We start from the raw sequence: 24110 nt of genomic DNA, 5'->3' as shown, positions 1-24110 counted from the left end.
CTCCACTCGTCTCTCGATTGAGACTGTCTTCTGAAAAACCGTCGTCAACAGCCAATAAATCTTTATATATCAACAAGTTATAAATATGGCACACATCTCGCTATAGCTCCCTCCCAAAGCGTCACCCACAACAATAACAATCCGATGGAGACACACCATGAGTGTGATCATTGCCCTGGCCGCGCTCGCGCTGCTGATGCTGGCCGCCTACCGTGGCTATAGCGTTATCCTGTTCGCCCCCATCGCCGCCCTTGGCGCTGTGCTGCTCACCGACCCGTCCGCCGTCGCCCCTGCCTTTACCGGGGTGTTCATGGAAAAGATGGTCGGTTTTATCAAGCTGTATTTCCCGGTCTTCCTGCTCGGTGCGGTGTTCGGCAAGCTCATTGAGCTGTCGGGGTTTTCGCGCTCGATCGTGGCCGCTGCGATCCGCTTGCTCGGCACGCGCCAGGCGATGCTGGTGATCGTGCTGGTCTGCGCCCTGCTCACCTACGGTGGCGTGTCGCTGTTCGTGGTGGTGTTTGCGGTGTACCCGTTTGCCGCCGAGATGTTCCGCCAGAGCAATATCCCCAAGCGCCTGATCCCGGCAACCATCGCCCTTGGTGCGTTCTCGTTCACCATGGACGCCCTGCCCGGCACGCCGCAGATCCAGAACATCATCCCCAGTACCTTCTTCAACACCACCGCCTGGGCGGCGCCGTGGCTGGGGCTGATCGGTACGATCTTCGTGTTCTGCGCCGGCATGCTCTACCTCGCACGCCAGCGCAACAAGGCCCAGCGTGCCGGTGAAGGCTATGGCACCGAGTTGCGCAATGAGCCGGAAACCGCCGACAACCTGAGCCTGCCCAACCCGTGGCTCGCGCTGTCGCCGCTGATCCTGGTGGGGGTGATGAACCTGTTGTTCACCCACTGGATCCCGCAGTGGTACGGCAAGACCCACAGCCTCAGCCTGCCGGGCATGAGCGCGCCGGTGACCACCGAAATCGCCAAGCTAACCGCGATCTGGGCGGTGCAGGCAGCGTTGCTGGTGGGGATTATCGTGGTGCTGGTGTTCGGCTTTTCGGCGATCAAGAGCAAGCTGGCCGAAGGCAGTAAAAGCGCGGTAAGTGGTGCATTGCTGGCGGCGATGAATACCGCCTCGGAATATGGGTTTGGCGCCGTGATCGCCTCGCTGCCGGGTTTTCTGGTACTGGCGGACTGGCTCAAGGGCATCCCCAACCCGCTGGTCAACGAAGCGATCACCGTGACCTTGCTGGCCGGTATCACCGGCTCTGCTTCCGGGGGCATGAGCATCGCGCTCGCCGCGATGTCCGAGAGCTTTATTGCAGCCGCCCACGCGGCCAATATCCCCCTTGAGGTGCTGCACCGGGTCGCGGCCATGGCCAGCGGCGGCATGGACACCCTGCCCCACAACGGCGCGGTGATCACCTTGCTGGCGGTCACCGGGCTGACCCACCGCGAAGCCTACAAGGACATTTTTGGTATCACGATCATCAAGACCCTCGCGGTGTTCGTGGTGATCGGTACTTTCTACGCCACCGGCATTGTGTGAGGTTTTCATGACGACTTTGAATGGCAAGACCGCCCTGGTCACCGGCTCCACCAGCGGCATCGGCTTAGGGATAGCCCTGAGCCTGGCCAAGGCCGGCGCCAACCTGATTCTCAACGGCTTTGGCGACGCCAGCGCGGTGATCGCCCAGGTGCAGGCGTTTGGCGGCAAGGTCGGGCACCACCCGGCCGACGTCAGCGACCCCGCGCAGATCGCCGACATGCTCGCCTACGCCGAGCGCGAGTTCGGTGGCGTGGACATCCTGGTCAACAATGCTGGCATCCAGCATGTGGCGGCGGTGGAAGACTTTCCGGTGGAACGCTGGGACTCGATCATCGCCATCAACCTGTCCTCGGTGTTTCACAGCACTCGGCTGAGCTTGCCGGGCATGAAGGCCAAGGGATGGGGGCGCATCGTCAATATCGCCTCGGTGCACGGGCAAGTCGGCTCAGTGGGCAAGGCGGCGTATGTGGCGGCCAAGCATGGGGTGATCGGCCTCACCAAGGTGGTGGGCCTGGAAACCGCCACCAGCAATGTGACCTGCAACGCCATCTGCCCGGGCTGGGTGCTGACGCCACTGGTGCAGAAGCAGATTGATGATCGTGTGGCCACCGGGGTCGACCCACAGCAGGCACAGCAGGATCTGCTGGCGGAGAAGCAGCCGTCACTGGAGTTTGTGACGCCGTCGCAGTTGGGCGAGCTGGTGTTGTTCTTGTGCAGTGAAGCCGGTGCCCAGGTGCGCGGCGCGGCCTGGAACATCGATGGCGGCTGGCTGGCCCAGTAAACCCGTGATGATCGTTCCCACGCCCTGCGTGGGCACGCAGACCGGGGCGCTCCGCGCCCCAAAAGCGGACGCAGAGCGTCCAGTCAGGCATTCCCACGCGGAGCGTGGGAACGAGAAGAGGCAGCTTATGTCCGACATCCTCTGGCAACCCTCCCCGGAACGCATCGCCAACACGCGCATGGACCAGTTCCGCCGCTTCATCAACCAACGGCACGGCGTACAGCTCCACGACTACCCCGCCCTGCACCAATGGAGCATCGACCAGCGCCCGGACTTCTGGCAGGCGATTGTCGCGTTCTTTGACGTGCAGTTTCGCAGCCCGCCCAGCGTCACCCTGATCGAAGACGTCGAGATGCCCAGCGCCCATTGGTTTCCCGGCGCCACCCTGAACTTTGCCGAACACCTGTTGCGCCGCCGCGATGATCACCCTGCTGTGGTGGCTGTCAGCGAAGACGGCCAACGCGAACAATTGAGCTATGCCCAACTGGCAGAGCACGTTGCCGGCCTGCAAAAAAGCCTGCGGGCGGCCGGGGTCGGCATGGGTGACCGGGTGGCCGCGTGTATGCCCAACACCTGGCAAACCCTGGTGGGCATGCTCGCCACCACCAGCCTCGGTGCTATCTGGTCGTGCTCCTCGCCAGACTTCGGCACCCAGGGCGTCATCGACCGCTTCGGCCAGATCGAGCCCAAGGTGCTGATCACCTGCGCAGGCTACCGCTATGCCGGCAAGCGCATCGACCAGAGCGCCAAGCTCAATGAAATCCTTGAGCGCCTGCCCTCCCTGCAACAGCTGATCATCGTGCCGTACGCCAAGCCCGAAGCGCAGGCTGGGGACTACACCACCCACGCCCACGTCGCGCTGTGGGACGACTTCTACAAAGCCTGTGGCGAACCGGAATTTGTCGCGGTGCCGTTCGATCACCCGCTGTATATCCTTTATTCCAGCGGCACCACCGGCATCCCCAAATGCATCATCCACGGCACCGGCGGCGTATTGCTGACGCACCTGAAGGAACACGGCCTGCATGCCGACCTGAACCGCGATGACTACCTGTTCTACTACACCACCTGCGGCTGGATGATGTGGAACTGGCTGGTGTCGGTACTGGCGATCGGCGCCACCGCGGTGCTGTACGACGGCTCGCCGTTCCACCCCGGCCCCGAACGCTTGCTCGACCTGATCGATGCGGAAAAAATCAGCGTGTTCGGCACCAGCCCCAAATTCCTCGCCACCCTGGAAAAGTCCGGGCTGCAACCGCGCCTGAGCCACGACCTGGGCAGCCTCAAGGGCCTGATTTCCACTGGCTCGCCACTGTCGCCCCAGAGTTACGACTACGTGTACCGCGAGATCAAGGCTGAGTTGTGCCTGTCGTCGATGTCCGGCGGAACCGACATTGTCTCCTGCTTTGTGATCGGCAACCCGGTGCTGCCGGTGCGGCGCGGTGAGATGCAGTGCAAGAGCCTGGCCATGGCCATCGAAGTGTGGGACGACCAGGGCCGGCCCCTGGTCGCAGAGAAAGGCGAACTGGTGTGCACCCGGCATTTCCCTGCCATGCCCATCGGGTTGTGGAACGACCCGCAGCAGCAAAAACTGCGCGCTTCGTATTTCAGCCAGTTCCCCGGCGTGTGGGCCCAGGGCGACTATGCCGAGCAACGCGCCAACGGCAGCCTGTTGATTCATGGGCGTTCCGACGCGGTGCTCAACCCCGGCGGCGTGCGTATTGGCACCGCCGAGATTTATCGCCAGGTGGATAAAATCCCGCAGGTGCTGGAAAGCCTTGCCATCGGTCAACGTTGGCAGGACGACGTGCGCGTGGTGCTGTTTGTACGCCTGGAGGACGGGATCGAACTGGACGAGGCGCTGCAACAGCAGATCCGCCAGGTGATTCGCGCCAACACCACACCGCGCCACGTGCCGGCGAAGATCCTCGCTGTCACGGATATCCCCCGCACCATCAGCGGCAAAATCGTCGAATTGGCGGTGCGCAATGTGGTGCATGGCGAGCCGGTTAAAAACACCGATGCCCTGGCCAACCCCCAGGCGCTGGAGCAATTTCGCGACAGGGCTGAGCTGGCCGATTAGATGAAAGGTTTCAGCGTTGACGCAGCGTTTTGAAGAAAAACCCTCAAGGCATGCTATTTTTCGGGGGTAGTCACCCGTTGTCGTTCCTTGGGACAATAGGTGTTGTCATTTTTCAAAGCGTCACGCTCAGGGCTTTTTATGAATGGAACATCCACCGGTAGCGAAGCCGCTGCGTTGATCAAGCGGCTGGACTGGGCACAAAGCCCACTCGGTGAGGCCAGTGAGTGGCCGCAAAGCCTGCGCACTGCCGTCGATATCGTCGTGCATTCGCCCATGCCGATGGTGCTGCTGTGGGGCCCGCAGCTCACGCAACTCTATAACGATGGCTTTGCCCACCTGATTGGCAGCAAACACCCCGGCGCCCTGGGCCAGCCGGCGCACCACACTTGGCCGGAGCTTGAAAGCTTCGCCGCGCCGGTCTACGACGCGGTGCTCGGCGGCCAGGTGCGCACCTTCAGCGAGCAACGCTTTGTGCTGCACCGCCAGGGCTGCGATACCGAAATCTGGCTGGACCTGACCTACAGCCCGGTGCGCGACGAAAGCTGCCGGGTGGCCGGCATTCTGGTCACAGCCATTGAAACCAATGAGCGGCGCAGTAAAACCCTCGAACTGCAACAGCGTTCCGAAGAAAGCCTCAAGGCCCAGCACAACACCGAGCAACGCCTGCAACTCGCATTAGCAGCCACCGACGCGGTGGGCACCTGGGATTGGGATATCGGTGAAGACCGTTTCATTGCCGACGCCCATTTCGCCTACCTGCATGGCGTCGACCCCAACGATTCAAGCCTGCTGCCCATCAGCGCCTACCTGCACGGCGTGCATCCCGAAGACCGGGGCACGGTGACGCGCAGCATCAAGCATTGCATCACCCATGGCACCGAGTACGCCGAGGAATACCGCCTGCAACAGGCCGATGGCCAGGTGCGCTGGGTGTTCGCCCGTGGCCGCTGCTACAAGGATCATCACGGCAGGCCGGCGCGGTTCCTCGGCGCCGCGCTGGACCTCACCGAGCGCAAAAACACCGAGCAGGCCTTGCGCCAGAGCCAGACCGAGCTGCAACTGATCATCAACGCCATGCCCGTATTGATCGGCTACGTTGACCACGACCAGCGCTTTCGCCTCAACAACAGCGCTTACCTGGAGTGGTACGGCAAGACGCCCCAGGAACTGTACGGCAAGACCATCCGCGAAGTGCTCGGCGACGAAGTGTATGCCGGGCGCGCAGACAAGATCGCCGCCGCGCTCAAGGGCAAGGCGTGCAGCTTCATGACGGTGACGCCTCATCGCGATGGCCGCCCGCGCCATGCGTTGATGAAGTACCTGCCGCGCTTTAGCAATGACGGCTCGGTGAATGGTTTCTACATCTTTGTGATCGACGAGACCGAACGCAAGCTCACCGAAGAGGCTCTGCGCCACCTCAACGAGAACCTTGAAGAACGCGTGGCTCAGCGCACCCAGGCGCTGGCCGAGGCCAACCAGCGCCTGCAAAACGAGATGTTCGAGCGCGAACGGGCCGAAGATGCCCTGCGCCATGCGCAGAAGATGGAAGCGGTCGGCCAGCTCACCGGCGGTATCGCCCATGACTTCAACAATATGCTCACCGGCATCATCGGCAGCCTGGACCTGATGCAGCGTTACATTGCCGCCGGGCGCAGCGACGATATCGGCCGCTTTGCCGATGCCGCCGTGTCCTCCGCCCATCGTGCCGCCGCCCTTACCCACCGGCTGCTGGCGTTCTCGCGGCGCCAGTCGCTGGACCGTCGCCCTACCGACCCCAACCAACTGGTGGCGTCCCTGGAAGACCTGTTCCGGCGCACCAAGGGTGCGCATATCGAGCTCAAGGTCCAACTGGGCAAAGACATCTGGCCGGTGAACACTGACGCCAGCCAATTGGAAAACGCCCTGCTCAACCTGGTGATCAACGCCCGCGACGCCATGCCCGACGGCGGCGAGCTGCTGATCGAAACCGCCAACAGTTACCTGGACGGCACCGACATCACCACCCTGGAACCGGTCAAGGCCGGCGATTATGTGATGCTGGGCGTGAGCGACAACGGCAGCGGCATGGCGCCGAAAATCCTCGCCAAGGCGTTCGACCCGTTCTTCACCACCAAGCCCATCGGCCAAGGCACTGGCCTTGGGTTGTCGATGATCTACGGCTTTGCCCAGCAGTCCGGCGGCCACGTGACCATCCAGAGCGAACCGGGCCAGGGCACCTGCGTGCGCCTGTACCTGCCGCGTTTGTATGGCACGGCGCTGGAAAGCAGCCTGCCCACCAGCCTGACCGAAGCACCCGTGGCCCTGGCCGGTGAAGCGGTGGTGGTGGTCGAGGACGACCCGGCGGTGCGTATGCTGGTGGTCAATGTGCTCGACGAACTGGGCTACACCGCGCACCAGGCGGCGGATGCGCGTGCGGCGCTGCCGTTGCTGGAGTCGGATTTGCGTGTGGACCTGTTGGTGACCGACGTTGGCCTGCCCGGCATGAACGGCCGGCAACTGGCGGAAATCGCCCGCCAGCATCGCCCCGGCCTGCGCGTGCTGTTCATGACCGGTTATGCCGAGAAAGCCGCCGAGCGCCAGGGGTTCCTGGAAGACGGCATGGACATGGTCGCCAAGCCCTTTTCCATTGACCTGTTGGCCAACAAAATCCGTAGCATGATCGGCGCCGAGACCTGAGTTCAGGCATAATCGCGCGCCGTCGCACAGCTGGTAGAGCCCCATGAAAGCCCAAGCCCGTCATATCCTGGTGAAAACCAGCGAAGAAGCCGAACAACTCAAGCAGCGCATTGCCAAGGGCGAAGCCTTTGATGTGCTGGCCAAGAAGTACTCCACCTGCCCGTCGGGCAAGCGCGGCGGTGACCTAGGCGAAGTGCGGCCCGGGCAGATGGTGGGGGCCATTGATGCGGTGATCTTCAAGAAGCCGGTGAAGGTGGTGCACGGGCCGATCAAGAGCAAGTTTGGGTATCACCTGGTGCAGGTGTTTTACCGCGATTGATGGGGCTGCTTCCGATCGTTCCCACGCTCTGCGTGGGAATGCCTCACTGAACGCTCTGCGTCCACTTCTGGGACGCGGAGCGTCCCGGGCTGCCTTCCCACGCGGAGCGTGGGAACGATCAGTGACGGGGGATCAGCGCCCCCGGCACCTGAATCACCCGGCTCGCCAACCGATGCCCCGCCGAGGCAGCTTCTTGCGGCGAGCCACCTTTGAGCCGACAAGCCAAATACGCCGCGCTGAACGAATCCCCCGCCGCCGTGGTGTCCACCACCTTCTCCACCTTCAACGCCGGCACCGCAAAGCGCTCCCCCGCGCAACGAATCAGGCACGCATCCGCTCCGCGCTTGAGCACCACTTCTGCAATCGACGGGTACGCCGCGAACACCTGCTCGCTATCCTCATAACCAAACAACGCGCGTTCGTCATCCTCGGTGAGCAAGGCAATGTCCACCTCGGCCAGCACCCTGCGATACGCCTCACGGGCCGTTTGCACATCGGCCCACAATCGCGGCCGGTAGTTGTTATCGAACACCACCTTGGCCCCGCGCTGGCGGGCTTCGATCAGCACCTGCAGTAAGCGCTCACGTCCGATATCTCCCAGCACCGCCAGGGTAATACCGCTCAAATACACCACGTCATAGCCCGGCAAAGCCGCCAGGACCGGCTCGGCGGCCGGCGTAGTGAAGCAGTCGCGCACGGCCGCTTCGTTGCGCCAGTAGAGGAATTTACGTTCGCCCTGGGCATCAGTCTGGATGCAGTACAAGCCCGGCAGGCGCCCAGGCAGGCGCTGGACCATCCCCAGGCCAAGGCCTTCGGCGTGCCAATGCTCACACATGGCATCGCTGAAGCTGTCATCGCCCAGGGCGGTGACGTAGTCAACGCTGCCGGCATCGCCCAGTTCGCGGCGCAGGTACACCGCGGTGTTCAGGGTGTCGCCGCCGAAGCTCTGGTGCAGGCTGCCGTCGGCGCGGTGTTGCAGTTCGATCATGCATTCGCCGATGAGGGCGATGTGGGGGTGGGTGTTCATGGCAGAGTTCTCTGGTGTGCTGGAGGGCCCCATCGCGGGCAAGCCCGGCTCCCACACTTGACCCTACTCCAACTGGAGGAATGCAGTCGAATGTGGGAGCTGGCTTGTCGGGTCGCCGCATCGCTGCGATAGCCGCGACGCGGTCTAGAAGCAGGTACGCAGAGACTCAACCACCTGCAACTGCTCATCCACCAGGCACCCCACCTGCCATTTATCAAAGGTCAGGCAAGGGTGGGACGTACCAAAGGAAATGATGTCGCCAATACGCAATTCAACCCCGGGCGCCACGGTCATGAACGCATGCTGGTCCATCACCGCCGTGACCTTGCACCCGCTCACATCATCACCTTGCGCCGGCACAATCCCGGCCCTGTAGCGCTTGAGCGGCACCGGCAAGCCGGCGTCGTAGGCCACGTCGCGCTTGCCCAGGGCAACCACCGCAAAACCAGGCTCCGGCAACGACTGCACATGCGCCCAGACTTCCATTGCCGGGCGCAGGCCCTCGTTGAGGTCGCTGCGGCGTTCGAGTACGCAGCACTGCGCTTCTTTGTAGATGCCATGGTCGTGGGCCACGTAACTGCCAGGGCGTAACACGCTGAGGAAGCGGCCGGCGGCGTTCTGCGTTTCGAACGACTCGGCGATCAGGTCGTACCAGGCCGAGCCCGATGCGGTGATGATTGGCTTGGGCAGGTCGAACAGGCCGCTGTCTTGCAGCTCGACCGCCAGGCTCACCAGGCTGGCGGCAAAGTCGCGAATGCCACTGACGGCATGCTCGCCGTGGATCACGCCTTCGTAACCCTCGATACCGGTCAACGCCAATGCCGGCTGGGCCTGGATCGCCTTGGCCAGCTCACGCACTTCTTGCTCGCTGCGACAACCGCAGCGGCCACCGACCACCCCGTACTCGATCATCACGTTAAGGCGCTGGCCACGGGCGGCGAAGAACAGGCCCAGGTCGGCAACGTTGTCCGGGTGATCGACCATGCAATGGAAGTCAAAATCCTTATCGGCCAGCAGGTCGGCGATCAAGGCCATGTTCGGCGCGCCCACCAACTGGTTGGCCATCAGCACACGACGCACGCCGCTGGCGTAGGCGGCGCGGGTCTGCACGGCGGTAGCCAGGGTGATGCCCCAGGCCCCGGCCGCGATCTGGCGCTGGAACAACGCGGGCATCATGCTGGTCTTGCCGTGGGGCGCCAGCTCGGCACCGCTGCTGCGGACAAAGTCCTGCATCCAGCGGATGTTATGTTCCAGGGCGTCGCGGTGCAGCACCAGGGCCGGCAGGCTGACATCGCGAACCACATGGGCACCGACGGCGGCGGCACCTTTTTCAACGGCATTGAGGGCAGACATGGAAAACTCCTATTCGTTGATGCGCCGGGCCAGGCTGTTGGCGCTGTCGATCAGTACCCGGCGATAGTCGTGGTAGTTTTTGCTGGCATCGGCCCGGGGGGCGACGATGCACAGGGTCGCGATGCTGATGCCCTGGGCATCGCGCACCGGGGCGGCAAAACAATGGGTGAAGGTGTCGGCCACACTGTCGAAGGAGAAGAACCCATCCAGGCTGGCCTGGCGGATCTGCGCCAGGAAAGTGTCCAGCGGCAGGCGCAGGCCGTCCGGCAGGATGAAGTCGTCGGGATCGATCAGGTCGACGATCTGCTGATCGCTCAAATGCCCCAGCAACAAGCGCCCCGAGGCGGTCCAGGGAATGGGGGCGTTTTCACCGATATCCGAAGAAATACGGAAATGCCGCTGGCCCTCGCGCATCAGCGCCACCGTGTATTTGCGCCCGTTGAGCAGGCACATCTGCGCGGTTTCGTGGGTCTGGCTGACGATCTCCTGCAAGGCGTGGTCGGCCTCGCGGGTCAGGTCGAAGTGGCGCAAGTGTGCCTGGCCGAGGAAATACAGCTGACGGCCCAGGTACACGTGGCCGTCCTTGCCCACGGTCTCCAGGATGCGCCGCTCCAGCAACGACGCCACCAGTTCGTAGACCGTGGATTTGGGGCTGCCGATGCCGCTGGCAATATCATTCGGGCGCAGGGGCTGGCCGATTTCCTTGAGAAAATCGAGGATATCGAACGCACGGTCCAGGCCTTTGGCGCGGCGTTTGATGGTGTCTTCGGTCATGGCGGTTCTGGCCCCGTCAAGTTGTTGGGTACGACACAATTCCCCTGTGGGAGGGGGCTTGCCCCCGATGAGGGAGTGTCAGTGAATACATTTTTGACTGACACACCGCTATCGGGGGCAAGCCCCCTCCCACAATTGATTTGTCGTGGGTTTAAAGTGGGTATTCAGCCCTTTTTCTTGTAGGCCACGCAATCGATCTCGACTTTGCAATCGACCATCATGTTGGCCTGCACGCAGGCGCGCGCCGGGGCGTGTTCCGGGGTGAAGTACTCGCCGAACACCTTGTTGAAACTCCAGAAGTCCCGTGGGTCTTCCAACCATACGCCCACCCGTACCACGTCCTTGAGTTCGTAGCCGGCTTCTTCGAGGATCGCCACCACGTTGCGCATCGTCTGGCGGGTTTGCTCGATGATGCCGCCATTGATGATTTCACCGTCCACCGCAGGTACCTGGCCCGACACGTACAGCCAGCCATCGGCTTCCACAGCGCGGGCGAACGGGCGTGGCTGGCCGCCACCTGCGGTGCTGCCGGTGCCGTAACGAGTAATGCTCATAAAGTTGCTCCTTGTTAAAAACGAATGTTCTTGAGAAATTCCGCCAGGCGCGGCGACCGCGGCCGCTCGAAGATGTCCTTCGCACTGCCCTGCTCTTCAATGCGGCCCTGGTTCATGAACACGATCTGGTCCGAGACCTCATAGGCAAAGCGCATCTCATGGGTGACCAACAACATGGTCATGCCCTCCTCCGCCAACCCCTTGATCACGCTGAGCACTTCGCCCACCAACTCCGGGTCGAGGGCCGAGGTGACTTCATCGAACAGCATCAGGCTGGGGTTCATGGCAATGGCCCGGGCAATCGCCACACGCTGTTGCTGGCCGCCGGACAGTTGGCCGGGAAAGTGATTACGGCGCTCCAGCAGGCCGACGCGGTCCAACCATTTTTCGGCCAGGGCTACCGCCTCATCCTTGCTCATCTTCTTGACCTTGAGCAAGCCGAGGGTAACGTTCTGCAGCGCGGTCAAGTGCGGGAACAGGTTGAATTGCTGAAACGCCATGCCGGTCATTGCACGGTGCTGGGCGATCACCCGCTCCGGGTGGCGTACGCGCTTGCCGCCGACATCGCTGTAGCCGATAGACTCACCATCCAGGGTGATCTGCCCGCCTTGGAACTCCTCCAGCAAGTTCACGCAGCGCAGCAAGGTGGTCTTGCCCGAGCCGCTGGAGCCGATCAACGTCACCACATTGCCGCGCTGCATGGACAGGTCGACGCCCTTGAGCACTTCCACCTGGCCGTATTGTTTACGCAGGCCACGAATGTCCAGCAGCGCTGGGTTGGTTTGAGCTTGGTTCATGGCAAGGCCACCCGCTTTTCAATGTAGCGCCCGAATAATTCGATGGCGTAGTTGATGACAAAGAACAGAAACCCGGCGAACAGGTAGAACTCCAGGGTCATGAAGGTACGCGCGATCACCTGCTGGGTACTGAGCAACAATTCCGCCACGCCGATCACTGACAGCAACGTGGAGGCCTTGACGATTTCCGTGGAGGAGTTGACCCAGGTCGGCAAGATCTGCCGCAGCGCCTGGGGCAACAGCACGTAGCCCAGGGACTGGTAAAAGGTCAGGCCAATCGCCTTGCCTGCTTCCAATTGCCCACGGGGAATGGCTTGCAGCGCGCCGCGCACGATTTCCGACACATGGGAGCCACAGAACAAGGTCAGCCCAACCGCACCGGCCTGGAACGCACTGATTTGCCAGCCCAGGGCCGGCAGCATGTAGAAACACGCCAACACCAGCACAAACACCGGCGTGCCACGGATCAAATCGACGTACAGACGGAACGGCGCGCGCATCCAGAATTTGCCGTAGGTCAGGATCAGCCCGGCGACGATGCCGATCAGGGTGCCAAAGACAATCGCCAGCGCCGAGACCGCCACACTGGCCTGGAAGCCAGCCCAAAGGGTCTCGCGGGCAATCCACAATTCATGCAGCCAACTGGGGGATTCGTACATGGGGACCCTTCCTCAGCGACGGATAGCCAAACGCTGTTCCAGGTAACGGAGCAGCATGGCAATCAGGTAACAGGCAGCCACGTAGAGCGCGGTCGTGACCAGCCAGGTTTCAATCACCCGGTAGCTTTCGACGTTGATCTTGCGGGCGTAATAGGTCAGCTCCGGCACCGCGATCGCAGCGGCCAGGGAGGTGTCCTTGAACAGCGAGATAAAGTTGTTCGACAGCGCCGGCAGCACGTTGCGCAGCATCACCGGCACGGTGATGTAAGCGCGGATCCGCCACTCGCCCAGGCCGATGGCCAGGCCGGCTTCACGCAAACCCTTGGGAATATTCACCAGGCCTGCGCGGAACACTTCGGTGAGATAGGCACCGGCATACAGCGACAAGGTGATGATGAACGAGGGGATCTTATCCAGGCGAATACCCAGGGAGGGCAAGGCGAAGTAGATCAACAGGATCAACACCAGGATCGGGGTGTTGCGCACCACCGTCACGTACACCGAGGCAAAAATACGCAGCGCGCGGTGCCTGGAGAGCATGGCAAACGCCATCAACAGGCCGATCACGCAGCCGATGGCGATCGACAGCAACGCCAACTGCAACCCCAGGCCGAGCCCCGCCAGCAAGGTGTCGAAATCACGCCAGACGGCGGCAAAGTTCAACTGATAGTTCATGGTCAGCAGCACCTGAAGGGGGCGCGCTCAAGCACGCCCCTATTGTTGCGGGTCACTTGAATTCCACGGGAAAACCAATCGCCGGTTCTGGCAGGTCCACGCCGAACCACTGCTTGAACGACGCTTTGTAGGTGGGGAACTCCACACCGGTCATGGCTTCGTGCAGCGCGGTATTGACGAAGTTCAGCCAGTCCTGGTCGCCGCGCTTGACCGCGCAGGCGTAGGTTTGCGGGCTCCAGGCATAAGTGGGGCTGCGATAACGACCGGGGTTCTGCACCATCAGGTATTTGACCGAGGATTGGTCGGTGGCGGCGGCATCGGCGCGGCCTGAGTTCACGGCCTGGTACATCAGATCAACGCTGTCGTACTGGTCGACCTTGGCCTTGGGCAGCGCCTGATGCACCAGCTCTTCGGCATACACGTTCTGCAGCACGGCCACGGTAACGTCATCGCCCGCCGCCTGCAGGTCTTCGATTTCCTTGTACTTGCTGTTGTTGGGCAACAGCAGGCCGACGCCTTCACGGTAGTACGGCAGGGTAAAGGCTACTTGCTGTGCGCGGCTGGCGGTAACGGTGATGAACTGGCAGCTCATGTCGACCTTGTCGGTGAGCAGGTTGGGAATGCGTGCGTCGGACGACTGCACCACAAACTCCACCTTGCTCGGGTCATTGAACAAGCCTTTGGCCACGATGCGGCCGATGTCGATATCAAATCCCTGCAACTTGCCATCCGCTCCCTGGAAGTGCCACGGCGCATTGGTACTGCCTGTACCTACGATCAAGTGCCCGCGCTTGAGCACATCATCAAGCTTGCTGTCCGCCGCCTGCACCACGCTGGCGAGGCAAGCCGATGAGGCGACAAGAAAAACACACGCTTTGAATACGGAAGGTCGGTGATGCATGACAAGCACTCCAGGGATTGTGTATTCCGCTATACCGGAACTTGGTATGTAACAACGGAATAGACAGCAGAAAGTGTGCCACAGACGCCGGAGGAAACCTATGGGGGCAAGAAATGCGTTAGGGATCAGGGAGATAGTGATTGGAGCGGTAAGCAGCGTTGCGCCGTCATCGTAGGGCTGTGCTACGCAACGCCCCACAAGGGTGTTACGCCGCACCCAGACGGGTCGCCTCGAAGTGCCCCGCACCTGTGAAGGTTGACAGTAGACGGTGACAACCCACTGGCCTAGCGTGGGCAAAAACCAACACGGCAGGCAGGGGGATCGACATGGGAGTCGCCACGCGCAGAATTTCCAGCGCCAAAGAGTTTGGATGGGTGCTGAACACGCCCCGCCCAGTGTTTATTCTGTTTTTTTCAGAGCAATGCCCCGCTTGCGCGCAGGCATGCCATTTATTCGAACAGACCGCGTGGAAGCATCCGTGGATCGTCAGCCTGTTACTCGACTGCGCCCATACGCCGAGGCACCCTGACGTGACAGGCACCCCGACGCTGCTGATCTACCTGAAGGGCGCCCTGGAACAAAAACACAAAGGCTTCGGCCCTCTTGAAGAACAAGAGCAGTACGTGAAGGACATCTTCAACCGATATGACCTGAGCAAGGGCGCAAGTGCACCTGCGTCACTCGACGCTCCTCCACTTCAGCCACCGTCAAACGCCAGCCTTCATGCTCCAGGCTATCGCCCACCACCGGCAGGCGGTCAAGCAGGCTCATCACCAAACCCGCCAAGGTCTGATAATCCTCGGTCGCCACCGCCTTGAAGCCCGTGCGCTGACGCACCAGATTAAGGTTCAAGGCACCATTGGCACGGAAACCTTCGCCGTCCTCGACAATGTCCGGCCCTTCGATTTCGCTGGCATCGGGCAATTCACCGGCGATGGACTCCAGGATATCCGTCATGCTCAACACCCCCATGAAGTCGCCGAATTCGTTGATCACGAAGGCGATGTGGGTGGACTCCTGGCGCATCTGCTCCAAGGCATTGAGGATCGAAAAACTCTCCAGCAGGTTGATCGCACGACGCGCCAGGTGCTCCAGGTTCGGCTCGTTGCCGGCCAGGTACTCCTTGAGCAGTTCCTTCTTGTGCACAAAACCCAGGGGCTCATCCACTGCACCGTTACGGATCAACGGCAGACGCGAGTAGGACGAATGCATCAGTTTCAGACGGGTCGCCTCGGGGTCGTCCGCCAGGTCGATGCAGTCAACCTTGGCCCTTGGGGTCATCAGGGTGCGAATCGGCCGCTCGGCCAGTTGCAGCACGCCGCTGATCATCACCCGTTCACGTCGGTCAAACAGCGGGCCCTGCGCAGCATCCGGCTCACCCAGCAGGTCGGCGACCTCTTCACCCACCTCTTCCACCGCCAGGCTGCGACCGCCCAACAAGCGCATCACCGCATGGGCGGTACGCTCACGCACTGGCAACACACCTTGGGCCGATTTCTTGCGACGGGCGCGGGCGATCTGGTTGAACACCTCGATCAGAATCGAGAAACCAATGGCCGCGTACAGGTAGCCCTTGGGAATATGGAAGCCCAGGCCTTCGGCGGTCAGGGCAAAGCCGATCATCATCAAGAAGCCCAGGCACAGCATGATCACGGTCGGGTGCGCATTGACGAAACGGGTCAGCGGCTTGCTCGCCACGATCATCAGGCCGATGGACACGATCACTGCGATCATCATCACCGCCAGCTCGTCGACCATGCCCACAGCGGTAATCACTGCGTCTAGGGAGAACACCGCATCCAGCACCACGATCTGCGCGACGATCGGCCAGAACATTGCGTAAGCGACGTTGCCCTTGTGTTGCGCCACATGGCCTTCAAGGCGCTCATGCAATTCCATGGTGGCCTTGAACAGCAGGAATATACCGCCGAACAGCATAATCAGGTCACGCCCGGAGAAGCTCTTGTCGAACACCTCGAACAGCGGCTGGGTCAGGGTCACCAACCAGGAAATACTCGCCAACAGGCCCAGGCGCATCAACAGCGCCAGGGACAAGCCGATCAACCGCGCACGGTCACGCTGCTCCGGCGGCAACTTGTCTGCCAGGATCGCGATAAACACCAGGTTGTCGATACCCAGCACCAGTTCCAGCACAATCAAGGTCGCAAGGCCAAGCCAGGCCGTGGGATCCGCTAACCATTCCATTTATAAATTCTCTGTCTTTAAAGGGTTCAGAACGCCAGGCACGGCAAAGTGCGGTCAGAAGACCGGGACAAGGTTAGTTGACGGAATACGGGGTGCTTGAGCGGAAACAGCGACAGCGGTGGTCTTGGGGAAAGACGACTGGGAGGCTCCGAGAGGGTGTTCATGCAAGTCCTGAAATGACAAAAGGACTTGAATCCTACATTCGAAATACAAATTTCCCACAGCGCAAAACTATTACAAAACCTGTAAACCGCTATCAGAAGCACAGCAACTCTTGTGGGAGCTGGCTTGCCTGCGATGCGGGCACCTCGGTGCATCAGGTAGACCGGGTCGATGCAATCGCAGGCAAGCCAGCTCCCACAGAAAGCCTGCCCCCCCCTGCCAGATAGACGACTCATCAGGTTTTGCGAGTGGCATCATCCAGCGCCAAGATGGTGTGGGCATTGGTGACGGTGGTCGCCAGCGTATTGATCACGCCCGAGCGCAACGCCCCCAGGGTCGCCGCCGCCTTGGTGTTCTCACTGGCAATCGCCACCACATCCGGGATGCGAAACAGCTCCTGCACCGTCAACCCGATCACGCGCCCCTGGATGGCGTTGACCGCCGGCTGGCCGTGTATGTCGATAAAGTCATAGCCCATCATGTCGCCCACGGTGCCAGACAAACGCGCCTGGGCGATTTCCTGGGGCGAGAACCAGCCCATGCGCACCATGTTGCTGTTCTCGCTCATGTCGCCGATGCCGATCAGGGCAATATCGGCACGCCGGGCGCGGTCAAGGGTCGAACGCACCGTGTCGTTGTTGATCAGCACCCCGCGCAGCTCGGGGTTGGCCACCAGGGCCGGGGCGTACAGGCTTTCACTCTCGCCACCAAAGCGCAGGGCCAGGCGTCGGCAGATGTGGTCAGGGTTCATGTACTCGCCGGCCTTGAGCGAACCGCCGATGGCACACACGAAGGTGCAGTTGCGGGTCACCGGCAGAAACACGTTGTCGGCCACCGCGCCGACGTTACGGCCCATGCCCACGGCCACGATCATGCCGTCGCCCAGGGTCTTGTTGAGGTAGTTGGCCACCAGGCTGGCGACCGCCGAGCGTTGGGTGTCGGGGTCGCTGTGGTCGACGGCGATCAAGGCGCGGTCGAGCTTGAAGCGCTCTACCAACGCCCGCTCCAGCTCGTTGTTCATCGCCGGATGCTGCAACACGCGCACCTCGACAATCCCTTCATCGCGCGCACGCTTGAGCAGGCGGCTGACTTTGGCCCGCGACAGGTCAAAGCGCTTGGCGATGGCCTCCTGAGTGACGTTCTCAAGGTAATAGAGCATCGCCACTTCGGTCATCTGATCGATATCACTGGCCATGCGCTGGGTACTGTCACTCATGGGGACGGGCTTCCGTTTCGGCGTCAAAGGCGCATTCTCCCGACTCTTGCCCCGCGCCGTCCACTACTGATGCCCATCGCGCTCAATCGCATTGATGCGCTCGACCTTGGCCCCGGACCGCGCCGCTTCGAACTCCGAGGCCAAAAACGCGCTGACGATGCTTTTGGCCAACTCCGCGCCGATGACTCGCGCACCGATGGAGAGGATTTGCGCATCGTTGCTCTTGCGCGCCCGCTCCGCCGAATAGGTGTCATGGGCCTGGGCCGCACGGATGCCCAGCACCTTGTTGGCCGAGATGGCCATGCCTATTCCGGTGCCGCACACCAGCACGCCGAGGCGCTGTTGCCCGGCATTGATGGCAGTGGCCACGGCCAGGGCAATGTCCGGGTACAGCACCGGCGCCATGGAATGCGTACCGAAGTCGGTCACTGGGTACCCCAACCCCTCGATATGGCGCTTCAACAGCTCTTTGAGCTCAAAACCCGCTTCATCACATCCGATAGCCACCGGAAAAGGTGTGTTCATGGCGCCAAACTCCACTGATCAAATGATCATTTAGTGAAATATCTCTCACGCATTTCGCAAGCATTCGCCCCTTCCTGTCAAGCGAGATTTAACTGACCCGTCAGTCAAAGCCCCATATAAAGGCAATAATCGCATCACAGATGAGAATCACACCTTTCAAGTGAAAGAGATTGACTGATCAGAATTTCATTTGATACACATATGATCACAGCGAAACATGACTGTGCGACCTAATAAGAATTCACAGCACGAGGACACGCCGATGGCCACGCCATTACTGCTCCAGGCTGAACACGTCGCCAAGGCTTATGCCGGGGTGCCTGCCCTGCGTGACGGGCGCCTTGCTCTGCGCGCTGGCAGCGTCCACGCCCTGTGCGGCGGCAACGGTGCTGGCAAGTCGACTTTCCTGGGCATCCTGATGGGCATCACCCAGCGTGACGCTGGCAGCATTCTGCTCAACGGCGCACCGGTGCAGTTCAATCGGCCAAGTGAAGCCTTGGCCGCGGGGATCGCGATGATCACCCAGGAGCTCGAACCCATCCCCTACATGACCGTCGCCGAAAACATCTGGCTGGGCCGCGAACCGCGCCGCGCCGGTTGCATCGTCGACAGCAAGGCCCTCAACCGCCGCACCCGTGAACTGCTCGAAAGCCTGGAGTTCGACGTCGACGCCACCAGCCCCATGCACCGCTTGAGCGTGGCGCAGATGCAACTGGTGGAAATCGCCAAGGCGTTCAGCCATGACTGCCAGGTAATGATCATGGACGAGCCCACCTCGGCCATCGGCGAGCGCGAGGCCGAAACCCTGTTCAAGGCCATTCGCCGCCTTACCGCACGCGGTGCCGGCATCGTGTACGTGTCCCATCGACTGAGCGAACTGGCGCAGATCGCCGATGACTACAGCATCTTCCGTGATGGCGCCTTTGTGGAAAGCGGGCGCATGGCCGATATCGACCGCGACCACCTGGTGCGCGGCATTGTCGGCCAGGAACTGACGCGCATCGACCACAAGGTGGGCCGCGAATGCGCGGCCAGCACCTGCCTGCAAGTCGACCACCTGAGCCGCAACGGTGAATTCCACGACATCAGCCTGCACCTGCGCCGTGGCGAGATCCTCGGCATTTATGGGCTGATGGGTTCCGGGCGCAGTGAATTCCTCAATTGCATCTACGGCCTGACCGTGGCGGACTCCGGCAGCGTTACCTTGCAAGGCAAACCCATGCCCATCGGGCAGCCCAAGGCAACCATCGACGCCGGCATGTCGCTGGTCACCGAAGACCGCAAGGACAGCGGCCTGGTGCTGACCGGCAGCATCCTGTCCAACATTGCACTGTCGGCCTATAAGCGCCTGTCGAGTTGGTCGCTGATCAATGCGCGCAAGGAAGCACAGCTGGCCGAGGAGATGGTCAAGCGCCTGCAGATCAAGACCAGCTCCCTGGAGCTGCCGGTGGCGTCCATGAGCGGCGGCAACCAGCAAAAGGTGGTGCTCGCCAAATGCCTGTCCACGGAGCCGGTGTGCCTGCTCTGCGATGAGCCCACCCGCGGCATCGACGAAGGCGCCAAACAGGAGATCTACCACCTGCTCGACCAGTTCGTGCGCGCCGGCGGCGCAGCCATTGTGGTGTCGTCGGAAGCCCCGGAACTGCTGCATTTGAGTGATCGCATCGCCGTCTTCAAAGGCGGCCGGCTGGTCACCATCAGCACCGACACCGCCCTTTCCCAGGAAGCCTTGTTGAGTCTTGCCTCATGAATGCCAAAACCATCGTCGCCCCCGTTACCGCCGCGCCGCGCAACCGCCTGCGCCTGTCCCTCGACCGCTTTGGCCTGCCGCTGGTGTTTATCCTGCTGTGCGTGGTGATGGCGTTTTCCAGCGAATACTTCATGACCTGGCGCAACTGGATGGACATCCTGCGCCAGACCTCCATCAACGGCATTCTCGCCGTGGGCATGACCTACGTGATCCTGACCAAGGGTATCGACCTGTCGGTGGGATCGATTCTGGCGTTCGCCGGCTTGTGCAGCGCCATGGTCGCCACCCAGGGTTACGGCCTGTTGGCGGCGGTCAGCGCGGGGATGTTTGCCGGCGCGATGCTCGGCGTGGTCAATGGTTTTATGATCGCCAACCTGTCGATCCCGCCGTTCGTGGCCACCCTCGGCATGCTCAGTATCGCCCGGGGCATGACCTTTATCCTCAACGACGGCAGCCCGATCACCGACCTGCCCGACACCTACCTGGCCCTAGGCATCGGCAAGGTCGGCCCGGTGGGCGTGCCGATCATCATCTTCGCCGTGGTCGCGCTGATCTTCTGGATGGTACTGCGCTATACCACCTACGGCCGTTATGTGTACGCGGTGGGCGGCAATGAAAAAAGCGCGCGCACCTCCGGCATTGGCGTGCGCAAGGTGATGTTCTCGGTGTACGTGGTCTCGGGCCTACTCGCCGGGTTGGCCGGCGTGGTGCTGTCGGCACGCACCACCTCTGCCCTGCCCCAGGCCGGGGTTTCCTATGAGCTGGACGCGATTGCCGCAGTGGTGATCGGCGGCACCAGCCTGTCGGGCGGTACCGGCAGCATTGTCGGCACCTTGTTCGGGGCACTGTTGATCGGCGTGATCAACAACGGCCTGAACCTGCTCGGTGTGTCCTCCTATTACCAGCAGGTCGCCAAGGGCCTGATCATCGTGTTCGCAGTCCTGATCGACGTGTGGCGCAAGAAGAAACGCTGAAGAACGACCCATAACAATAACCGGAGTTCTACTTATGAAACTGGGTACCACCCTGGCCGCTGCGGCGGCCCTCTCCCTGCTCGCCAGCAGTATCGCCCTGGCCGCCGATGGCAAGCCCTACAAGATCGGCGCGGCCGTCTATGGCCTCAAGGGCCAGTTCATGCAGAACTGGGTCCGCGAGCTCAAAGAACACCCCGCGGTCAAGGATGGCACCGTGCAGTTGACCGTGTTCGACGGCAACTACGACGCCCTGACCCAGAACAACCAGATCGAAAACATGGTGACCCAACGCTACGACGCGATTCTGTTCGTGCCGATTGATACCAAGGCCGGCGTCGGCACCGTCAAGGCCGCCATGAGCAACGACGTGGTGGTCATCGCCTCCAATACGAAAGTAGCCGATGCCAGCGTGCCGTATGTGGGTAACGACGACGTGGAAGGCGGCCGCCTGCAGGCCCAGGCCATGGTCGACAAGCTCAATGGCAAGGGCAACGTGGTGATCATCCAGGGCCCGATTGGCCAGTCGGCCCAGATCGACCGGGAAAAAGGCGAGCTGGAAGTGCTGGGCAAGCACCCGGACATCAAGATCATCGAAAAGAAAACCGCCAACTGGGACCGCGCCCAAGCCATGACCCTCACCGAAGACTGGCTCAACGCCCACCCCAAGGGCATCAACGGCGTGATCGCCCAGAACGACGACATGGCCCTGGGCGCCGTGCAGGCGCTGAAGTCCCATGGCCTCACTTCCAAGGATGTGCCCGTGACCTCTATCGACGGCATGCCGGATGCGATCCAGGCGGCGAAAAAGGACGAAGTCACCACCTTCCTGCAGGACGCCCAGGCCCAGTCTCAAGGCGCATTGGACGTGGCACTGCGCGCCCTGGCCGGCGAGGACTACAAGCCACAGTCGGTGATTTGGGAGCGCTATGCCAAGGACCTGAAATGGGCCGATGGCACGGCCAAGAACTACATCCTGCCCTGGGTGCCGGTGACCAATGCCAATGCGGATGCGCTGTACAAGCAAGTCAGCGGCGGTAAGTAGCCAGTGGCTTGAAACACCGTCCACTGTGGGAGCTGGCTTGCCTGCGATGCAGGCACCTCGGGGCATCAGGTAGACCGGGTCGATGCAATCGCAGGCAAGCCAGCTCCCACATTGGACCGAGTTCTACCTTTTGATCTGTATGGGGAGTCATTCATGTCTGGTTTCTGGAACCAAGCCTTCGACCTCAGCGGTCGTTGCGCGGTGATCACCGGTGGCGCCGCCGGCATTGGCCTGGCCTGCGCCACCTTGCTGGCGGAACGCGGCGCCCGAGTGGCGTTGCTGGACCGCGACCCGGCCGTGGTCGAGGTGGCCGCCGGCCTGGGTGCCGGGCACCTGGGTATTGCCGTCGACCTCGGCCAGATCGGCCAGATACAACCCACCATCGACCGCGTATTCGCCCACCTCCAACGCCTGGATTACCTGATCAACAGCGCGGGTGTGGTGCTGCTGGACAAAGCCATTGAGGTGACTGAAAGCGCCTGGGACACCACCCTGGACATCAACCTCAAGGCCAGTTTCTTCGTGGCCCAGGCCTGCGCCAGGCATATGCTCGCCCAAGGCAGCGGCCGCATCGTCAACCTGGCGTCCCAGGCCGCCGTGATTGGCCTGGACCGTCACGTCGCCTACTGCGCCAGCAAAGCCGCGATCGTCGGCATGACCAAGGTGTTGGCCATGGAGTGGGCGCCGCAGGTGAACGTCAACGCCATCTCCCCCACCATCGTCGAAACTGCCCTGGGCAAAAAAGCCTGGGCCGGCGACGTAGGTGAGCGGGCCAAATTGCAGATCCCGGCGGGCCGCTTTGCCCAGCCGGAAGAAATCGCCGGGCTGGCGCTGTACCTGCTCAGCGATGCTGCGCAGATGATCACCGGTGCCAACATGGTGATCGACGGCGGCTACAGCATTCAGTAATTCATCGTTATGTCGTGAGGTTTTGTCATGTCCACCGTCACCGAACGCACACCTGAACAACTCGCCCCAAGCATCCCGAAAACCATGCAGGCCGTGGTCTGCCACGGCCCGGAAGACTACCGCCTGGAAACCGTCGACGTGCCCATCCCCGGCCCCGACGAGATCCTCACCAAGGTCGAGCTGTGCGGCATTTGCATGGGCGATATCAAGACCTATCGCGGCGCGCCGTCGTTCTGGGGCGACGCCGAGCAACCGCGCTACGTGAAGCCACCGATGATCCCCGGCCACGAGTTCGTGTGCCGCGTGGTCGCCCTTGGCCCGGGCGCCGAGAAGCGTGGCGTGGCCGTGGGTGACCGGGTGATCTCCGAGCAGATCGTGCCGTGCTGGGGCTGCCGCTTCTGTAACCACGGCCAGTACTGGATGTGCCAGAAGCACGACCTGTATGGCTTCCAGAACAATGTGCAGGGCGCCATGGCCCAATACATGATCTTCACCAAGGAAGGCATCATCCACAAAGTGCCGGAATCCATCGCCCCCGATGAAGCGATCCTGATCGAACCCCTGGCCTGCTCGCTGCACGCGGCGGAGCGCGCCAACGTCGACCATGACGACATCGTGGTGGTCGCCGGTGCCGGCACCCTGGGCCTGGGCATCATCGGCGCGGTGCGGTTGCGCAACCCCAAAAAGCTCATCGTGCTGGACATGAAACCCGAACGCGCCGCCCTCGCCCTGCGGATGGGCGCCGACGAAGTGTGGAACCCGGCCGAGGTGGATGTGCTGGCGAAAATCCGTGAGATCACCGATGGCTATGGCTGCGACATTTATATCGAGGCGACCGGGCACCACAAAGCGGTAAACCAGGGCCTGGCGATGCTGCGCAAGCTGGGGCGCTTTGTCGAATTCAGCGTGTTCAATGACGAGGCCACGGTGGATTGGTCGATCATCGGCGACCGCAAGGAGCTGGATATTCTCGGCTCGCACCTGGGCCCGTATATGTACCCCAGGGCCATCGACTTTATCGGCAACCGCAAGATCGACATGCGCGACGTGGTGACCCACAAGTTTGCGCTGGCGGATTTCAAGGAAGCGTTTGCGGTGATGGAGCGCGGCGATAAATCGCTGAAGGTTGTGCTCGAACCCTGAAAGTTTGCCCAACCGCTTTTACTGTAGGAGCGAGCT

Annotated in this window: 21 protein-coding genes; 10 read left to right on the top strand and 11 right to left on the bottom strand. The window is 61.8% G+C overall.

Annotation, left to right across the window (positions count from 1 at the left end):
• Positions 1–157: 157 nt before the first annotated feature.
• From CRN80_RS22320 to CRN80_RS22300, 5 genes are all read left to right on the top strand, one after another.
• A complete protein-coding gene (locus tag CRN80_RS22320; RefSeq protein ID WP_003191810.1) occupies positions 158–1549 on the top strand; it encodes a GntP family permease in 1392 nt (463 codons plus the stop codon).
• Between the two features lie 7 nt (positions 1550–1556).
• Positions 1557–2330 carry a 3-hydroxybutyrate dehydrogenase gene (locus tag CRN80_RS22315; RefSeq protein WP_003191811.1) on the top strand — a complete coding sequence of 258 codons (774 nt, stop codon included), beginning with the start codon at positions 1557–1559 and terminating at the stop codon, positions 2328–2330.
• A 127-nt stretch (positions 2331–2457) separates the two neighbouring features.
• A complete protein-coding gene (locus tag CRN80_RS22310) occupies positions 2458–4413 on the top strand; it encodes an acetoacetate--CoA ligase (RefSeq protein ID WP_098951185.1) in 1956 nt (651 codons plus the stop codon).
• A gap of 138 nt (positions 4414–4551) precedes the next feature.
• Positions 4552–7089 carry a PAS domain-containing protein gene (locus CRN80_RS22305; RefSeq protein ID WP_098951183.1) on the top strand — a complete coding sequence of 846 codons (2538 nt, stop codon included), beginning with the start codon at positions 4552–4554 and terminating at the stop codon, positions 7087–7089.
• A 43-nt stretch (positions 7090–7132) separates the two neighbouring features.
• Positions 7133–7408, top strand: coding sequence for a peptidylprolyl isomerase (locus CRN80_RS22300; protein ID WP_003174397.1), 276 nt, complete (start codon positions 7133–7135; stop codon positions 7406–7408).
• 118 nt (positions 7409–7526) lie between these two features.
• On the opposite strand, the gene CRN80_RS22295 is transcribed toward CRN80_RS22300, so the two are convergent.
• The 11 genes from CRN80_RS22295 to rpiB all read right to left on the bottom strand — a co-directional run bounded on the left by CRN80_RS22295 (position 7527) and on the right by rpiB (position 18256).
• Positions 7527–8435, bottom strand: a complete 909-nt coding sequence (locus CRN80_RS22295; protein WP_098951182.1) for a sugar kinase — start codon at positions 8433–8435, stop codon at positions 7527–7529.
• A 144-nt stretch (positions 8436–8579) separates the two neighbouring features.
• Positions 8580–9788, bottom strand: a complete 1209-nt coding sequence (locus CRN80_RS22290) for an amino acid deaminase (protein ID WP_098951180.1) — start codon at positions 9786–9788, stop codon at positions 8580–8582.
• Between the two features lie 9 nt (positions 9789–9797).
• Positions 9798–10562: an IclR family transcriptional regulator gene (locus CRN80_RS22285; protein ID WP_003191821.1), complete on the bottom strand. Its 765-nt coding sequence runs from the start codon at positions 10560–10562 to the stop codon at positions 9798–9800.
• Positions 10563–10726: 164 nt separating this feature from the next.
• Positions 10727–11116 (bottom strand): RidA family protein, encoded by a 390-nt coding sequence (locus CRN80_RS22280; protein ID WP_032896881.1) that lies wholly within the window; start codon positions 11114–11116, stop codon positions 10727–10729.
• A gap of 14 nt (positions 11117–11130) precedes the next feature.
• Positions 11131–11913 carry an amino acid ABC transporter ATP-binding protein gene (locus CRN80_RS22275; protein WP_098951178.1) on the bottom strand — a complete coding sequence of 261 codons (783 nt, stop codon included), beginning with the start codon at positions 11911–11913 and terminating at the stop codon, positions 11131–11133.
• Complete coding sequence (locus tag CRN80_RS22270) at positions 11910–12572, bottom strand: amino acid ABC transporter permease (RefSeq protein WP_034135844.1); 663 nt, start codon at positions 12570–12572, stop codon at positions 11910–11912. Before CRN80_RS22270 ends, CRN80_RS22275 begins: the two co-directional genes overlap by 4 nt.
• A gap of 12 nt (positions 12573–12584) precedes the next feature.
• Positions 12585–13247 (bottom strand): amino acid ABC transporter permease, encoded by a 663-nt coding sequence (locus tag CRN80_RS22265; protein WP_003191828.1) that lies wholly within the window; start codon positions 13245–13247, stop codon positions 12585–12587.
• Between the two features lie 52 nt (positions 13248–13299).
• A complete protein-coding gene (locus tag CRN80_RS22260) occupies positions 13300–14148 on the bottom strand; it encodes a transporter substrate-binding domain-containing protein (RefSeq protein ID WP_098951176.1) in 849 nt (282 codons plus the stop codon).
• 636 nt (positions 14149–14784) lie between these two features.
• The gene (locus CRN80_RS22250; protein ID WP_098951174.1) at positions 14785–16353 is read right to left on the bottom strand and encodes a TerC family protein; all 1569 of its coding nucleotides are present in this window, start codon (positions 16351–16353) and stop codon (positions 14785–14787) included.
• A 397-nt stretch (positions 16354–16750) separates the two neighbouring features.
• Positions 16751–17731 (bottom strand): sugar-binding transcriptional regulator, encoded by a 981-nt coding sequence (locus CRN80_RS22245; RefSeq protein ID WP_003191835.1) that lies wholly within the window; start codon positions 17729–17731, stop codon positions 16751–16753.
• A 63-nt stretch (positions 17732–17794) separates the two neighbouring features.
• Positions 17795–18256, bottom strand: a complete 462-nt coding sequence (gene rpiB, locus CRN80_RS22240) for a ribose 5-phosphate isomerase B (protein WP_044274312.1) — start codon at positions 18254–18256, stop codon at positions 17795–17797.
• Positions 18257–18518: 262 nt separating this feature from the next.
• Here rpiB and CRN80_RS22235 point away from each other — a divergent pair, with 262 nt between their 5' ends.
• The 5 genes from CRN80_RS22235 (at position 18519) to CRN80_RS22215 (ending at position 24074) form a co-directional block, all read left to right on the top strand.
• A complete protein-coding gene (locus tag CRN80_RS22235; protein ID WP_098951172.1) occupies positions 18519–20006 on the top strand; it encodes a sugar ABC transporter ATP-binding protein in 1488 nt (495 codons plus the stop codon).
• Positions 20003–20980 (top strand): ABC transporter permease, encoded by a 978-nt coding sequence (locus CRN80_RS22230; protein ID WP_003191840.1) that lies wholly within the window; start codon positions 20003–20005, stop codon positions 20978–20980. Before CRN80_RS22235 ends, CRN80_RS22230 begins: the two co-directional genes overlap by 4 nt.
• 34 nt (positions 20981–21014) lie before the next feature.
• Complete coding sequence (locus tag CRN80_RS22225) at positions 21015–22022, top strand: substrate-binding domain-containing protein (protein WP_098951170.1); 1008 nt, start codon at positions 21015–21017, stop codon at positions 22020–22022.
• Between the two features lie 153 nt (positions 22023–22175).
• On the top strand, positions 22176–22931 hold the full coding sequence (locus CRN80_RS22220; RefSeq protein WP_098951169.1) for an SDR family oxidoreductase: 756 nt from the start codon (positions 22176–22178) through the stop codon (positions 22929–22931).
• A gap of 27 nt (positions 22932–22958) precedes the next feature.
• Positions 22959–24074 carry a zinc-binding dehydrogenase gene (locus CRN80_RS22215; RefSeq protein ID WP_098951167.1) on the top strand — a complete coding sequence of 372 codons (1116 nt, stop codon included), beginning with the start codon at positions 22959–22961 and terminating at the stop codon, positions 24072–24074.
• The last annotated feature ends 36 nt before the right edge of the window (positions 24075–24110 follow it).

Source organism: Pseudomonas sp. FDAARGOS_380 (assembly GCF_002591235.1).
In the GTDB taxonomy this organism is placed as follows: Bacteria; Pseudomonadota; Gammaproteobacteria; order Pseudomonadales; family Pseudomonadaceae; genus Aquipseudomonas; species Aquipseudomonas salmasensis.
Note: the sequence above shows the minus strand (reverse complement) of the source record. Positions and strands in the feature narration are given on the sequence as shown.